At 75.8% G+C, this 15,684-nt stretch carries 11 protein-coding genes; 7 read left to right on the forward strand and 4 right to left on the reverse strand.

The genetic code is table 11. The features are described from left to right. Positions 1 to 18: 18 nt before the first annotated feature. The 3 genes from F7P10_RS22400 to F7P10_RS22410 all read right to left on the reverse strand — a co-directional run bounded on the left by F7P10_RS22400 (position 19) and on the right by F7P10_RS22410 (position 3,888). A complete protein-coding gene (locus F7P10_RS22400; protein ID WP_151011907.1) occupies positions 19 to 810 on the reverse strand; it encodes an SAM-dependent methyltransferase in 792 nt (263 codons plus the stop codon). Positions 811 to 880: 70 nt separating this feature from the next. Further along, positions 881 to 1,834 (reverse strand): DUF523 and DUF1722 domain-containing protein, encoded by a 954-nt coding sequence (locus tag F7P10_RS22405; protein ID WP_151011909.1) that lies wholly within the window; start codon positions 1,832 to 1,834, stop codon positions 881 to 883. A 53-nt stretch (positions 1,835 to 1,887) separates the two neighbouring features. Then, positions 1,888 to 3,888 carry an ABC transporter ATP-binding protein gene (locus F7P10_RS22410; RefSeq protein WP_151011911.1) on the reverse strand — a complete coding sequence of 667 codons (2,001 nt, stop codon included), beginning with the start codon at positions 3,886 to 3,888 and terminating at the stop codon, positions 1,888 to 1,890. Positions 3,889 to 4,080: 192 nt separating this feature from the next. Between F7P10_RS22410 and F7P10_RS22415 the strand changes: the two genes are divergently transcribed. The 6 genes from F7P10_RS22415 to F7P10_RS22440 all read left to right on the forward strand — a co-directional run bounded on the left by F7P10_RS22415 (position 4,081) and on the right by F7P10_RS22440 (position 13,842). Then, positions 4,081 to 8,670, forward strand: coding sequence for a cation-translocating P-type ATPase (locus F7P10_RS22415; protein ID WP_218040114.1), 4,590 nt, complete (start codon positions 4,081 to 4,083; stop codon positions 8,668 to 8,670). Between the two features lie 257 nt (positions 8,671 to 8,927). Then, positions 8,928 to 9,512 carry a TMEM165/GDT1 family protein gene (locus F7P10_RS22420; protein ID WP_151011913.1) on the forward strand — a complete coding sequence of 195 codons (585 nt, stop codon included), beginning with the start codon at positions 8,928 to 8,930 and terminating at the stop codon, positions 9,510 to 9,512. Between the two features lie 142 nt (positions 9,513 to 9,654). Continuing rightward, on the forward strand, positions 9,655 to 10,929 hold the full coding sequence (locus tag F7P10_RS22425; RefSeq protein WP_151011915.1) for a cytochrome P450: 1,275 nt from the start codon (positions 9,655 to 9,657) through the stop codon (positions 10,927 to 10,929). Positions 10,930 to 11,030: 101 nt separating this feature from the next. Then, the gene (locus F7P10_RS22430) at positions 11,031 to 11,642 is read left to right on the forward strand and encodes a Dps family protein (RefSeq protein WP_151011917.1); all 612 of its coding nucleotides are present in this window, start codon (positions 11,031 to 11,033) and stop codon (positions 11,640 to 11,642) included. A gap of 45 nt (positions 11,643 to 11,687) precedes the next feature. Continuing rightward, entirely contained in the window at positions 11,688 to 12,080 is a 393-nt protein-coding gene (locus F7P10_RS22435) for a VOC family protein (protein WP_151011919.1), read from the forward strand. 283 nt (positions 12,081 to 12,363) lie between these two features. Further along, positions 12,364 to 13,842: a DUF4303 domain-containing protein gene (locus F7P10_RS22440; RefSeq protein WP_176611615.1), complete on the forward strand. Its 1,479-nt coding sequence runs from the start codon at positions 12,364 to 12,366 to the stop codon at positions 13,840 to 13,842. Positions 13,843 to 13,851: 9 nt separating this feature from the next. On the opposite strand, the gene F7P10_RS22445 is transcribed toward F7P10_RS22440, so the two are convergent. Next, positions 13,852 to 14,538, reverse strand: a complete 687-nt coding sequence (locus F7P10_RS22445; protein WP_151011923.1) for an SMI1/KNR4 family protein — start codon at positions 14,536 to 14,538, stop codon at positions 13,852 to 13,854. A gap of 124 nt (positions 14,539 to 14,662) precedes the next feature. Between F7P10_RS22445 and F7P10_RS22450 the strand changes: the two genes are divergently transcribed. Then, complete coding sequence (locus F7P10_RS22450; protein WP_151011925.1) at positions 14,663 to 15,652, forward strand: NAD-dependent epimerase/dehydratase family protein; 990 nt, start codon at positions 14,663 to 14,665, stop codon at positions 15,650 to 15,652. Positions 15,653 to 15,684 lie beyond the last annotated feature (32 nt).

The following is a 15,684-nucleotide window of genomic DNA, read 5'->3' on the forward strand; positions in this document are numbered from 1 at the left end:
CGCCGCCCTGCCGGGCGATCAGCGTTTGCGGGCGACGCCGCCCGCGCAGGCCACCTCGGGAGGGTCGTGGTCGGTGGTCGCGTCCGGCCGCCACCGGGTCACGGTCACGACTCCCGGGTCGAGCAGATCCAGGCCCTCGAAGTACCGGGCGATCCGCTCGTGGCTGCGGGGGGTGTAGGGGTTGGCGCCGCTGTTGGCGTTGTGCCGCCGGATGGCGTCCACGTAGGACGGGACGGTGTCGGTGCCGTCGTAGACCGCGAGGTAGCTGCCGGACGGCAGCGCCGCCATCAGCCGCCGCACGATCGCCCGGGCCTCGCCGTCGTCCGGGACCAGGCCCAGGATGCCCATCAGCATGAGCGCGACGGGCCGGTCGAAGTCGAGCGTCGCGGCGGCCTCGTCCAGGACGGCCTCCGGGGCGCGCACGTCGGCCTCGATGTAGGCGGTGGCCCCGCCGGGGGCGCTGGTGAGGAGCGCCTTGGCGTGCCGGAGGACCAGCGGGTCGTTGTCGACGTAGACGATGCGCGCCTCGGGCGCGAGCCGCTGCGCGACCTCGTGGGTGTTGTCCATCGTGGGCAGCCCGGTCCCGATGTCGAGGAACTGGCGGATGCCCGCCTCGCCGGCGAGGAACCGCACCACCCGGGTGAGCATGTACCGGGAATGGCGGGTCATGTCGGCCATGCCGGGGAAGGTCTGGATGATCCGGTCGCCGGCCTGCCGGTCGACGGGGAAGTTGTCCTTCCCGCCCAGCAGGTAGTTCCAGATCCGGGCCGAATGCGGCACGGTCGTGTCGATCTCGGGCATTCCGCTCATGGCGGCTCCTGCGTTCCGGTGCCTGACGTCTCGCCAGACGATTTTACGTTCCGTCCCCGATCTCGCCTGGTCACAGGTGGTGGCGCAGGACCAGGTCCTCCGGGAAGGGGGCCAGGTAGGTCTGGTCGGCGACGTAGCTGAGCCCCTCGCCGTCGGCGTGGTGGCGGAGCAGGGCGATCGGGACGCTCAGCGGCGCGGTGCCCCGGCGGTAGGACTCGATCGCGGTGGCGAGGTCGCGGCGGCGCGTGGGGTCGAGCTGGTCGCCGAGGAACCCGAGGACGTGCTGGAGCGCGTTCGCGTGCCGGCCCCGTCCGGCCCGCACCGCGAGGGTCGCGTTGAACGCCCGGCGGTACTCGGCCTCGATCTCGTCGCGGTCGTCCCGTCCGGCGCGGGCGACGACGCGGCCGGTCTCGCGGTAGCCCTCGGGGTGATGGGCGAGCAGCTGCATCTTGTGGCGGCTGTGGAAGGCGACCAGGTCGCGCGGGCGCCAGTCGGTCTCGAAGAACGCCCGGAGCCGCGCGTGCGCGAATACCCGCTCGACGAAGTGCTCGCGCAGGACGGGGTCGTTGAGCCGTCCGTCCTCTTCGGCGGGCAGGTCGGGGAGGGCGGCGCGGACGCGGGCGGCGAACACGCCGGTGCCGCTCCGGTCGACGGGCTGGCCGTCGGCGCGCTCGTCCGGTCCGGAGGCGTAGCGGGGCAGCCGCTCCAGCCCGCAGCTGGGGGACCGGGCCTTGAACACGTAGCCGTCGAGGGTCTCCAGGTCGGGGACGCGGTGCTCGGCCAGCGCGGTCATCGCGGCGGTGTGGTCGGCGCCCTCCTTGGTACGGATCCGCCCGTCGGTGTGCAACCGCATCGTGGGGCGGGGCGCGCCGAGCCCGATCTCCATCTCCGGGCAGACGGGCACCCAGTCGACATGCCGCGACAGCGGCCCGGTGAGGAACCGGTCGCGGCTGTGGGCGCCGTTGTAGCGGACGGGCGCGCCCATGAGGCAACTCGACACCGCGAGCCGTGGTCGTGTGGTCATGACTCCCCACCCCTACCCGGCGCGACCAGGGCATACTCGGCTTCCGGTGCCGTTCAGGCGGGAGGACGGGGGCGGGGCCGGGGAGCGGCATCGGCGGCGCCGCCGAAGGAATCGGCGGTGTCGGTCCGGTAGGCGGCGGCCTGGAGGCCGTACAGGTCGGCGTAGAGCCCGCCCGCGGCCATCAGCTCGCGGTGGGTGCCGTGCTCGGTGACCCGGCCGCCGTCGAGGACGTAGACCCGGTCGGCGTGCCGGACGCTCGCGAGCCGGTGCGTGATCAGCAGGACGGTGCGGCCGTGCCGGGCGGCGTGCACGCGGATCTGCTCGAACAGGCGGTGCTCGGCGCGCGCGTCGAGCGCGGCGGTGGGCTCGTCGCAGATGAGCAGGGGCGCGTCGCGGTAGAAGCCGCGGGCGGCCGCGAGGCGCTGCCACTGCCCGCCGGACAGCTCGTGCCCGTCGGCGAAGCGCTTGTCGAGGAGCGTGCCGAGCCCGTGCGGGAGCTCGGCGACGACCTCGTCGGCGCCGGACGCGGCGGTGGCGCGGCCGACGGCGGCGCGGACGCCCGGCGCGTCGAGGTCGTCGCCCATGGTGATGTTGTCGGCGGCGGTCATCGGCCAGTGCGTGTGGTCCTGGGCGACGACGGCGATGGCGCCGCGGAGCACTTCGGGGTGCAGGTCGCCGGCGCGGAGGTCGTCCCAGCGGACCACCCCGTCCTGCGGCTCGTACAGGCCCGCGAGGATCTTCGCGAGCGTCGTCTTCCCCGATCCGTTCTCGCCGACGAGAGCGACGATCTCGCCGCGCCCGAGCCGCACCGACACCTTGTGCAGGGCGGGGCCGTCCGCGTCGGGGTAGGTGAAGGTGACGTCCTCGGCGGTGATCTCCCGGAACTCCCGCAGGGCGGGCGCGGCGGCGGCGCCCGCCGGGTCGGCGGGCTCGCGGTGCCGGACGCGCCGTTCGGCGGTCTCGCAGAAGGAGACGTAGTCGCCGAAGTACAGGCCGTCCTCGTAGCAGCGGTTGAGGGAGTAGACGAGGTTGATCAGGGACGTCTGGCCGGTGCGGATGGCGAGGACGGCCGTGCCCGCGACGGCGAGCGGCATGACGCCCCGCCACAGCAGGACGCCGAGCGCGGCGTACATGAGGGCGGTCGCGAGGCCCTTGAGGACGTCGCCCTGGGCCTGCGTGACGGTCTGCCGGCGGGCCAGCTCGAGGAGGACGTCGCGGATGTGGCCCGCCAGGACGGTGTGGCGGTGCAGCAGGAAGTCGCGGACGGTGAAGGAGCGCACCTCGGCGGCGTGTGCGCGCGCGGTCATGAGGTCGCTGAGGATCCAGGTGCGCCGCCGGGACTCCACGAGGTCGAGCGCGGTCAGGTAGCCGAGCCGGGCGGCGCGGACCGCGGCCCAGCCCTCGGGGAACGCGGTCAGCAGCAGGAGCGGCAGCAGGATCGGGTGCAGGACGCCGAGGGCGCCCGCCGCGGCGAGGACGCCGACGGCGGCGGTGAACAGGTCGACGGTGTTGTCGACCATGGACGGGGCCGAGTCGACGCCGCGCAGCCTGGCGCGGTGCATGTCGTCCTGGAAACCGGCGTCGTCGAACGCGGTGAGGTCGATCGCGGTGGTGAGCCCGAACAGGCGCTGCTCGGTGAGCCGCTGGACCTGCGGCCGCAGCCGGGCCTGCGCCCACTGGCCCGCCGCCGCGCACGCCGCGCGCGCGGTGATGGCCGCGCCGACCAGCAGGAGTTGCGGGGCGGCGGCGCGCACCCGGTCGGGGGTGGGGCCGGCCGACAGCAGCGCGGTGAGGACGCCGGTGGTGGCGAGCAGCCCGAACGCGGTGAACACCCCGGCGACGGCGTTGAGGACGATCGTGGCGACGAGGTCGCGCCGGGCGGCCCGCCACGCCAGCCGCATGACCTGGCCGATCAGCGCCGGGAGCCGGCGCGCCATGGTGAGCGTCCCGGTGTCGGCCAGCTCGGACGACTTGCCGTGCCAGGCGTGCTCGGCGAGCTTCGGTCCGGGGGGTGCTGCGCTGCGGGCGCGCCGCCGCGACTTCCTGATCCGCATCGAGCGTCCTCCAGCGTCCGGCCGGCGTGGTGCGGGCGACCGGTCCACCCTCGTGCCTCGCGGGGTCCGGGAGGAGGGGCCTTGGTGCCGTCCGGGACGCCACAGTTCTCCGCCCGACGGGTAAGTCGCGCGCGTTCCGTTTGCCTTCGGTGACTCCGGGTAGTCGTTCGCGGAGTCGGGAGGGGGAACGGCGTGCGGATCCCGGGGACGTCCGTGGCCGCGACCGTCGGCGCCGGGGTGCGCCGGGTGGCGGCGCTCGCCGCCGGGGGTCCGCGCCGCAGGGTGTGGACCGGGGACGGGCGGGCGCACATCCAGGTGCACGGCATGCCGGACGGCGGGGACGGCGCGGCGCACCGGCGGTACGCGGCGGCGCTGACCGGCGCGCTGCGGCGGCTGGAGGGTGTCGACTGGGCGGAGGTCAACGCGGTCACCGGGCACGTCCTGGTGGCGTACGCGGAGGACGCCGTGGACGTGCCGTCCCTCGTGGCGGCGGTCGCGGACGTGGAGGCGGCGCACGGCGCCGAACCGTCCGGCGCTCCGGCGGACACGGTCCCCCCGGACGACGACATGGCGTGGGCGGCGGCGACGTCGGCCCTGGTGGCGGACTGCGCGGGCCTCGTAGGCGCGGTGGCCGGGCGGCTGCTCGTCCGGCGGCCGCTGCCGAGCCCGGTGCGGGCGGCGGTGTCGGTGGCGGACTCGATCCCGCAGGTGCGCGGCGCGGTGGAGCGGCGCCTCGGGGTGCTGCGCGCGGACGCCGTGCTCGGGGTGGCCAACGCCGTGGCGCAGGGCGCCGGGCACGGTCTCGTGCCGGTCGCGGTCGACGCCGCCCACCGGGTGTTCCAGCTGTACGAGATCGCGGCGCGCCGGGAGGCGTGGCGGGCCCGTGAGCCGCGCCTGTGCGCGCCGGGCCAGCCGGTCGAGCCCGGTGCGCGTGCCGAGCGTCCGTGCCCGCTGCCGGACGGGCCGGTGGAGCGGGCCGCGGACCGGACGGCGATCGGCGACCTGCTCGGGGACGCCGGGGTGCTGGTCGGGACGCACGACGCGGCGGCGGCCGCCGAGCTGCTGATGGCGACCGTCCCGAAGGCGGCGCGGCACGGCCGGGAGGCGTTCGCGGCGGTGCTGGCGCACGACCTCGCGCGGCGGGGCGTGGTGCAGCTCGATCCGGGGGCGCTGCGGCGGCTGGACCGGATCGGCGCGGTGGTGATCGACTCGGCCGTCCTGTGCGACGGGGACCTGCGGCTGCTGTCGGCGGTCTCCACCGGGGACGCGCTGGACGACGCGGGCGTGTGGCGCGCGGCGGACGCGCTCCTCGCCGGGTACGGACCGGACGACCTGCGGGGCCCGGGACCGTGGCCGGGCGCGGACGGCCGGCGGCTGGAGCGCGCGGCGGACGCGCCGTCCGGCGGGCCCGCCGACGCGGACGGCGTCACGCTCGACCTGGTCGGCGCGGACGGTGCCCGGTTCGGCCGGGTGCGGGTCGGGGAGTCGCTCGACCCGCTCGCCGAGGGGCTGCTGGGCGCGGCGCACGAGGCGGCGGACGTGGTGGTGCTGTCGGAGCACGCCAGCACGCGGGAGCTGCTGGCGTGGGGGGACGACTCCCCCGTGGCGGCGGACGAGCTGGCCGGGTGCGTCCGCGACCTGCAGCGCGGCGGGCAGGGCGTGATGGTGATCGCGGCCGGGCGGGACGAGGCGCTCGCCGCGGCCGACGTGGGCGTCGGCGTGCTGCGCGGGGACGGCCCGGCCGACTGGCGCGCGGACCTCGTGTGCGGTCCGGGGCTGGCGGAGGTGTGGCGGCTGCCGGCGGCGGTGCGGCCCGCGCGGCGGGCGAGCGAGCGGGCCGCGCAGCTGTCGCTGAGCGCGTCCGCGCTGGGCGCGCTGCTGCTGGTGGGCCGGACGCGGCGGCGCGCCGGGGGCCCGCTGCGCCGGGTGCTCGGGACCTGGCAGGACGTCCCCCCGGTGTACGCGGCGTCGCTGACGGCGATGCTGGCGAACGCGGTGACGGCGCGGCGGCTGAACCATCGCCCGCCGCCGCCCCCGGTGGTCCGGGACGCCTGGCACGCGCTCACCGCCGAGGAGGCGTGGCGCCGCCTGGCCCGCACCCGCGCGCGCCGCCCGGACGGCGGGACCGGCGACCGGGCGGACGAGCGAACGGACGGGCGGACGGACGGGCACGGGCGGGGTGTCGCGGGGCCGGTCGGGTCGGGCCTCCGGCTCGCCGCGGCCGTCCGGCAGGAGCTCGACGACCCGCTGACGCCCGTCCTCGCGCTCGGCGCGGCGGCGTCGGCGGTGGTGGGCTCCAGCGTGGACGCGCTGCTGGTCGCCGGGGTCATGACGGGCAACGCGCTGATCGGCGCCGCGCAGCGGATGCGGGCGGAGCGCGCCCTCGAGGACCTGATGCGCGGGCAGCGGATCCACGCGCGCCGCCTGCGCGTCGCGCCCGGCACGGCGGGCGGTTTCGAGCGGCTGCGCGGCGCCCGGAGCGACCGGGTCACGGCGGACCGGCTGCGCTCCGGGGACGCGATCCTGCTGGGCGCCGAGGACGTCGTGCCCGCGGACGCCCGGCTGCTGTGGGCCGAGTCGCTGGAGGTGGACGAGGCGACGCTCACCGGCGAGTCGGTGCCGGTCGGCAAGAGCGTCGAGCCGTCGCCGGGGGACGACCCGGCCGACCGGCACTGCATGGTCTACGAGGGCACGACGGTCAGCGCGGGGACGGCGGTCGCCGCGGTCGTCGCGACGGCCGAGGCGACCGAGGCGGGCCGGGCCGCGGCGCTCGCGGGCCGCGCGGACACCTCGTCCAGCATGCAGGCGCGGCTGGCGGACCTCACGCACCGGGCGCTGCCCGCGACCGCGCTGGGCGGCGCGGCCGTCACCGCGCTCGGCCTGGCGCACGGCCTGGACCTGCGGCGCGCCCTCGGTTCGGGCGTCGCGATCGCGGTGGCGGCCGTCCCCGAGGGGCTGCCGCTGGTGGCGACCGTCGCGCAGCTCGCGGCGGCGCGGCGGCTGTCGCGGCTCGGCGTGCTGGTGCGCTCCACCCGGGCGCTGGAGGCGCTCGGCCGGGTCGACACCCTGTGCTTCGACAAGACCGGCACGCTCACCGAGGGGCGGCTGCAGGTCGTCCGGGCGTCCGGTCCCGCCCATCCGCTGCCGCTGACCGGGGACGACGGGCGGCGCATCCTGCGGGTCGCGGCCCGCGCGTGCCCGCCGCCGGGCGACGGGACGGCCGCGCACGCGACCGACCGGGCGGTGCTGGAGCGCGCGGAGAGCCTGCCGCGCGACACCGGGTGGCGGCTGGTGGAGGAGCTGCCGTTCGAGACGACCCGGGGGCTGTCGGCGTCCCTCGGACACGACGGCGACCAAGCGGTCATCGCGGTGAAGGGCGCCCCGGAGGTGCTGCTGGAGCTGTGCGCGCGGGTGCGCGGCGGGCAGCGGCGGCCCGACCTGCGGGGCGCCGCGCGCAAGGCCGCCGCGCGCGGCGGCGCGGCGGACGCGCCGCTCACCGCCGCCCGCCGCCGGTCCGCCGCCGCGACCGTGCACCGGCTGGCCGGGCAGGGCCTGCGGGTGCTCGCCGTCGCGGAGCGGACCGTCCCGGACGCCGGCGCGGTGCGCGGCGAGATCGCCGAGCACGTCGCGGACCTCACCCTGCTCGGCTTCATCGGGATCGCCGACACCCCGCGCCCCACCGCGCAGGAGGCGGTGCAGCGGCTCCGCGACGCCGGGGTGCGGGTCACCATGATCACCGGGGACCATCCGGACACCGCCGCCGCCGTTGCCGCCGAACTCGGCATCCCCGGCGCCGACCGCGTCCTGACCGGCGCCGAGATGGACGGGCTGCCGGTCGGCGCGCGGGTGAAGGCCGTCGAGGCGGCGTCCGTCTTCGCCCGCGTGTCGCCCGCGCAGAAGGTCCGCATCGTCAAGGACCTGCACCGGGCCGGACGGGTGGTGGCGATGACCGGCGACGGCGCGAACGACGCCGCGGCCATCCACCGCGCCGACGTCGGCATCGCGGTCGCCGGGCGCGGCTCCGGCGCCGCCCGCAGCGCCGCCGACCTGGTCCTCACCGCGCCCGACAACGCGCTGATCCTGGACGCCCTGCGGGAGGGGCGCGCGCTGTGGCGCAGCGTCCGCGACGCCGCGGCGATCCTCGTCGGCGGCAACTCGGGCGAGGTCGCCTTCACCGTCCTCGGGACGGCGCTGGAGGGCAACGCCCCGCTCAGCCCCCGGCAGGTGCTCGTGGTCAACATGCTCACCGACATGCTGCCGTCGCTCGCCGTGGCGATCACCCCGGCCGGGCCGGGCGGCGACCCCGCCGCGACGCTCGGCGGCGGCCCGGTGCGCGGGTTCACCGGCCGGGAGATGCAGCAGGTGCTCGCGGTCCGCGGCACCGCGACCGCCGCGGCGGCGCTGGTCTCCTGGCAGGCGGGCCGGGTCGCCCGGTTCCTGCCGGGCGGGGCGCGCCGCGCGTCCACGATGGGGCTTGCCGCGCTCGTCGGCGCCCAGCTCGGGCAGACGCTCATCGCGCGCTGGCACAGCCCGCTCGTCCTCGCGACCTGCGCGGCGTCGGCCGCCGCGCTGCTCGCCGTGGTGGAGACGCCGGGCGTCAGCCAGTTCTTCGGCTGCACCCCGCTGGGCGCCGGGGCGTGGACGGTCGTCCTGCTGGCGGCCGCCGGGGCGACTCTCGGCGCCGCCGTGGCCCCGCGCCTCCTCCCGTCCCCCGCCCGTCCGGACGGCGCCCGTCCGGACGGGCGGTCGTCGTCACCGGCGGATCCCCCGGCCGTCCCGTGACCGGGCCTTGAAGTGAACGGGGACGAGCGGGTATGAATGGGATGCAGCGAAGGGGAGTAGTCCTGTAACACCGCTGGTCGACATACTGGACGTCCGAGGATGTCCCGGCCATCGGGCCCGCGGCCCCCGCGGGCGGACGAGACCTTCGGCCAGGCATGATGCGGCCCGCACCTCCGTGCGGGGCGTCCCGTCGTGCCGGGCCGAGTGGTCCTCCCCGAGGTGCGGCGCTCTGCCCGGCCCCAGCAGAAAGCGCCGCCATGAGCCTCGAACCGCTGGCGATCCTCACCGCCTTCGGCCTCATCTTCCTCGCCGAACTCCCCGACAAGACGATGTTCGCGTCCCTGGCGATGGGCACGCGGATGCGGCCCCTGTACGTCTGGTTCGGCACGTCCACCGCGTTCGCCGTGCACGTGGCGCTCGCGGTGGGCGCCGGGAGCCTGCTGAGCCTGCTGCCGGGGACGGCCGTGAAGCTGGTGTCGGCCGCGCTGTTCGCCTTCGGCGCCGTCATGCTGTGGCGCGGCGGTGGCGAGGACGGCGAGGGGGACGCGGGAGGCAGGACCATGACCGCGTTCTGGCCCGTCTACACCGCGGCGTTCATGGCCGTCTTCGTCAGCGAGTGGGGCGACCTCACCCAGATCACCACCGCGAACCTGGCCGCCACCAACGGCTGGCTGCCGACGGCGATCGGGTCGGCCGCCGCGCTGATGTCGGTGTCGGCGCTGGCCCTGCTCGCGGGCCGGTTCATCGCCAAGAGGGTCCCGCTGCGGACCGTCCAGCGCGCCGGCGCCCTCTGCATGGCGGGCCTGGCCGCCTGGACGCTCGTCGAGGCGTTCACCGGCTGACCGCCGTGCGGTGACGGCCGCGCGCTGACGGTCGTGCGGTGACGGCCGCGCGGCGGCCGGGTCCGGCCCTGACATCGCCTTGACAGCGAGTGCGGCGCCGCGAGGATGGAGACGGACCCGGCTCCCCGCGAAAGGGCTGACGATGGGGCAGGCACGACCGCGGGCGGCGCTCGCGCCCGACGACATCGACTTCTCCGACCTGGACTTCTGGACCCGCCCCCTGGACGAGCGCGACGCCGCGTTCGCGCTGCTGCGGGAGCGTCCGGAGGCGCCGTTCTACGCCGAGACGATGGACGTCGGCGGCGGCGTGGGCCCCGGCTACTACGTGCTGACGCGGCACGCGGACGTCCAGGAGGCGAGCCGGCACCCGGAGGTCTTCAGCTCCGCGCAGGGCATCCGGATCGAGGAGCGGGCGCCCGAGTTCGTCGAGATCTTCAACTCGATGATCTCGATGGACGACCCGCGGCACGCGCGGCTGCGCCGGATCGTCTCGCAGGCGTTCACCCCGCGGATGATCCAGCGGTTCGCCGGCGACGTGGAGCGGGCGGCCGCCGAGGTCGTGGACCGCGTGGCCGAGCGGGGATCGTGCGACTTCGTCGCGGAGATCGCCGCCCGGCTGCCGCTGCGGATCATCTGCGACCTGATGGGCATCGACGAGAAGGACCAGGCGTTCGTGTTCGACCGGTCGAACGTCATCCTCGGTGCCGAGGACCCCGAGTACGTGGCCGAGCTCGAGGACGTGAGCACGGCGGTGATGGCGGCCGCGAACGAGCTCGGCGACCTCGTGGCCGACCTCGCGCGGGTGCGCGCCGAACGTCCCGCCGGCGACCTCACGACCGCGCTGATCAGCGCGAACCCCGACGGGGAGCGGCTGACCCGGCAGGAGATCGCGTCGTTCTTCGTGCTGCTCGTCCTGGCGGGCAACGAGACGACCCGCAACGCGATCTCGCACGGCCTCGTGCTGCTGACGGACCATCCCGAGCAGCGGGCCCGCTGGGCGTCGGACTTCGACGGGTACGCGCGGACGGCCGTCGAGGAGATCGTCCGGGTCGCGTCCCCGGTGGTCTACATGCGGCGGACGCTGACGCGCGACCACGAGACGGCGAGCGGGCAGCGGTTCGCCGAGGGCGACAAGGTGCTGCTGTGCTACTGGTCCGCGAACCGGGACGAGTCGGTGTTCGACGCCCCGGACCGGTTCGACGTCGGCCGCGACCCGAACCCGCACATCGGGTTCGGGGCCGCCGGTCCGCACTTCTGCCTCGGCGCGCATCTGGCCCGCCGGGAGATCACCGTGATGTTCCGCGAGCTGTTCCGGCGCGTGCCCGACATCCGCGCGTCCGGCGAACCGGACCGGTTGCGCTCCAGCTTCCTCAACGGGATCAAGCGGCTGCCCTGCGAGTTCACGCCCGTCCGCTGAGAATTTGGCGTCCTCTTTAGCCCTATTACGGTGCGTTTGATGCAGCTCTGGGGAAGTTACGGGCGGTTGTACACGATCGCCGACTTTCGAGGAGCCGAGCAATGGCGGCCGACCGCTCGACGAACACGACCCGTTCCAGCCAGCCGTGGCTGCACGTGGACGGCAGGGAGATCCAGGAGTTCGGGACCATGCGGATGTTCCCGCTCGGCCTGTCCCGGGACGCGCGCGAGTACTCCTGCCAGCGCCTCAACCAGATCCTCGCCGACACCCAGATCCTCTACAGCCACTACAAGAAGCACCACTGGCTGATGCGCGGCCCGACGTTCTACCAGCTGCATCTGCTGCTGGACAAGCACGCCGGGGAGCAGCTCGAACTCGTCGACACGATCGCCGAGCGCGTCCAGACGCTGGGCGGCGTCGCGATCGGGGACCCGCGCCACGTCGCGGAGATCACCGTCATCCCGCGCCCGCCGAACGGCGTCGAGGAGGTGCCGGCGATGCTGTCGCGGCTGATCGAGGGGCACGAGACCATCCTCGTCGCCTGCCACGACGCGGCGGCGCGCGCGCAGGAGATGGGCGACGACGGGACGAACGACCTGCTCGTCTCCGAGGTCATCCGCACCAACGAGCTGCAGGCGTGGTTCCTGATCGAGCACCTCGTCGACACCCCGCTCGTCGAGCGCCCGCAACGCTCCGCGCACACGCACAACTGACCCGTCCGGTAGTTTGACGCCCCGTCCGGACCGGAAGCGGGGCAGATGCACATCGAACTGGTGACGATCGTCGTCGACGACTACGACCCGGCGATCGCGTTCTTCACGGGCGTCCTCGGCTTCGACCTCGCCGAGGACGCTCCCGCGCGGACGAACGACGGCCGCCCGAAGCGGTGGGTCGTCGTCCGCCCGCCCGGCGGCGGGACCGGGATCCTGCTCGCCCGCGCGGACGGCGACCGGCAGGCGTCCGCCGTCGGGGACCAGGTCGCCGGACGCGTCGGGTTCTTCCTGCGCGTGGACGACTTCGACGCCGAGTACGCGCGGCTGGCGGGCGCGGGCGTGGAGTTCGTGACCGCGCCGCGCACCGAGCCGTACGGCCGCGTGGCGGTGTTCCTCGACGTGGCCGGCAACCGCTGGGACCTCCTCGGCCCCGCCTGACGCCCGCCCGGTTCCGCCCGAACCGGCCCCGCCGCGCCGTGCCCCCGCCCGCCCGGCGTGCCCGCGCCCGCCCGGCGCGCAGCCCTCCCCGGCCGCATCCGCGAGTCCGCGAAGCCCCCGCGGGCGCGGCGATGCGGCCGGATGCGGACGGTGGGCGGGCGGATGCGCGCGGCCGTACGCGAACCGTCCGTGAATGGTGGTAATCAGATGTCGAAGCGGGCGGCGGCGAGGGAGTGTCGATGGGGCTTCGCACGGACGTGCACGGTTCGGCCCGGGACGCCGGGTGAGGTTCGGGGGCGCCCCGATGGGCGCGGACCCGGTTCGCTGGGCGGCGATCGAGGAACTGGCGGTGCCGCTGGCCGACGCGGCCCGCGCGGCGTTCACCCAGGCCCGGGACGCCCATCCCGGCGAGACGTTCTACTGCTACGGGCTCTTCACCGGCCCGCTCCTGGAGTACATCCTGCCGACGTGCAGTTCGGAGGAGGGGCTGCGGGCGGTGGCGCGCGTGTACGCGGCCGAGTTCGGCGGCCTGGTCGGGGCACAGGCGGACGGCCTGCGGTGGAGCCCGGCGGACTCGCCGCACCACATGCTCGGCGAGCACCACTTCGGCCCGGTCGCGGACCTGCTGGCGCGCCGCGACGCGGACGCCGGCGAGAGCGACGAGGACGTCGAGGCGGAGGTGGAGACGCGGCTGGAGGCGTGCTTCCGCGCGCTGGCCAGGCTCGACCGCGAAGGGTTCTTCGGCGACGGGGACGAGCGCGAACGCGTGATCGTCACGGTGCTGCAGGGCGACCAGAGCGACCGGAGCCGGCTGGAGAACGCGCGGCGGCTGAACCCGCCCGCGGCGGTCGCGCGGCTGGCCCGCGGCCTGGTCGTGCGGGAACCGTCGTCCGGGGACGCCCGGACGTTCGGCTCGACGGGGGCGTACCAGGTCACGGCGCTCGCGTTCGCGGCGGAGGCGGGGCTGCTCGTGGCGTGCGGGTCGGGCGGCGAGGTGTTCGCGTGGGAGGCGGCGGACGGCCGGGAGATCCTGGCCGTGCGGCACTACGCGAGCTACTGGCGGGCCGCGATCTCGGCGGACGGCCGGACGCTCGTCCTGCGCGACGGGGGCGACCCGGTGCGCGTCTCGCTGCCGGGCGGGATCTGCCGCGCGGCGGGCTTCGACGACGCCTGGGACGTCGCGGTGTCGCCGGACGGCGCCGTCACGGCGGCCGCGGGCGAGACCGTCCGGGCGTTCGAGGCGGGGCGCGAGCGGTGGCGGGTGGAGCGTCCGGCGGCGGCGGTGCGGTTCGGCGCGGGCGGGACGCTGCTGGCGATCGTCGGGGACGGCCGGAAGAAGGGCGTCGCGGTGCTGGACGCGGCGGACGGGGCGGTCGTGGCCGAGCTCGTCCGGACGGGCCCGACGGTGCGGCACTGCGTGGCGTGGTCGGCGGACGGGACGCTCGTCGCGGTGGGCGACCCGGTGTCGGTCCGGCTGTGGCGGCGGGACGGCCGGGCGTTCGGGTCCGGCCGCTCGATGCCTTTTCCGGCAGGCACCGGACAGCCCGCCGACCTGGCGTTCTCGCCGAATGGAACGGTCCTGGCGACGGCCCACGAGGACGGCGACGTCCACGTCTGGGAGGTCGGCACCGGGCGGCACGTGCGGCGGCTGCGCGGGCCACAGGAGTCGATGAACGCGGTCGTCTGGCTGGACGACGAGCGGCTGGCGGCGGCCGGGCGCGACGTCGACTCGGGGCCGCCGGTGCGCGTCTGGAGGGTGTGACCGGGCGGTTCAGCCGTTCAGCCAGGGACCCGGGTGGGCGTCCCGGAAGCGGTCGAGGGTCTCCTGGTCGCGGGCGCGGACGGAAAGCATGCCGACGGCGTCGCACAGGAGCACGCCGGGCCCCGCGTAGAACGCGACCGTGTCGCCGGGGAAGGGCAGCGGCACGCGGGTGAAGTGCCGCTCGAGGTCGTCGCCGGCGTCGAGATCGCGGTGGTCGCAGAGGTCCTCGGACTGGGTGGCCTCGGTCAGGAGGATCTCCAGGCAGGCGACGGAGAACGTGTCGTACCAGGGCTTCCAGGGTTCGTCGTCCATGCTGATCCGGACGGGCGGGTCGGGGGCGCCCGCGTCACCGGCGTGCATGTCGGTGACGAGGACGCCCCATGTCGCGACGCCCTGGTGCTCCTCGCGGAACACGACTCCGCCCGCGTGCAGGTAGAAGTCGTCCGGTGCCAGCAGACCGTGCAGGTTGGTGTGCAGGTCGGGGCGGCGGCCGAAGAGCGCGTACGCCTCCCGCACGGCGGCGGGCAGCCGGACGCCGAGGTGTCCTTCGGCGGCGTCCAGTTCGGTGCCGGGGGTGCCGTCGCCGGGGCCGAGCGGGACGCCCCAGTGGGCGGCGAAGCCCCGGACGTACGTCCAGGCGGCCTCCCGGTCGTGGAGGGCGGCGGGGAGGTCGCGGACGATGTCGAAACCGGTCACGGGCGCGAACCTACCGGTCGCCGGGCGGTCTTGACCGCTCCTCCGTCAATGAGGTGGTCGGCGCGGTCGAGGCGAGCGGCGAGGCCACTTCTGTACGTAACGTACAGAGCGTACAGTTAGCCCCATGCGATTGCTGATGCTCGGAGGAACCGAGTTCGTGGGCCGTGCCCTCGTCGAGGACGCCCTCGCGCGCGGCTGGGACGTGACCGTCTTCAACCGGGGCCGCCACGAGCCGCCGCCCGGCGCGACGGCCCTCGTCGGGGACCGGACGGCGGACGGCGGCCTCGAACCGCTCGCGACCGGCGAATGGGACGCGGTCGTCGACACCTGGTCGTGGGCGCCGGTCGCCGTCCGCGACGCCGCCCGCCTCCTCGCGGACCGCGCGGAACGGTTCGTCTACGTGTCCAGCGCGTCGGTCTACCCGCTGCCGTCGGCGCCGGGCAACGACGAGGACGCGCCCGTCGCGCAGGGCTCCACGGACGACGCCGGCGCGGACGACTACGCGGCGGCGAAGCGCGGCGGGGAACTCGCCGCACTCGGCGCGTTCGGCGACGACCGGACCGTCCTGGTGCGGGCCGGACTGATCCTGGGGCCGCACGAGAACGTGGGGCGGCTGCCGTGGTGGCTGACGAGGATCGCGGCGGGCGGCCGCGTCGTGGCGCCCGGCCCCCGCGACCTCGGCCTCCAGTACATCGACGCCCGCGACCTCGCCGCCTGGACGCTGGACGCGATCGAGAAACGGCTGTCCGGCCCCTACAACCTGGTCAGCGCCCTGAACCACACGACGATGGGCGAACTCCTCGACGCCTGCATCCGGGCGACGGGCTCCGACGCACAACTCGTCTGGACCCACCCAGAACGGATCCTCGGCGCGGGCGTCGAACCGTGGACCGAGCTCCCCATCTGGGTGCATCCCGGAGAGTTCCACGACGCCATGCACAACACGAACGTGGACCGCGCCCTGGCCACCGGGCTGCGCTGCCGTCCCGTCGACGACACGGTCGCGGACACGTGGGCCTGGCTCCGGGCGATCGGCGGACGCGCGCCGCAGCGCCCCGACCGTCCGTCCCCGGGCCTGCCCCCGGGCAAGGAGGCGAGCCTCCTGAACCCCTGACGCCGGCGCCCCGCGCAGGTGCTCCGGCGCGT

It is taken from the genome of Actinomadura sp. WMMB 499 (assembly GCF_008824145.1).
In the GTDB taxonomy this organism is placed as follows: domain Bacteria; phylum Actinomycetota; class Actinomycetes; order Streptosporangiales; family Streptosporangiaceae; genus Spirillospora.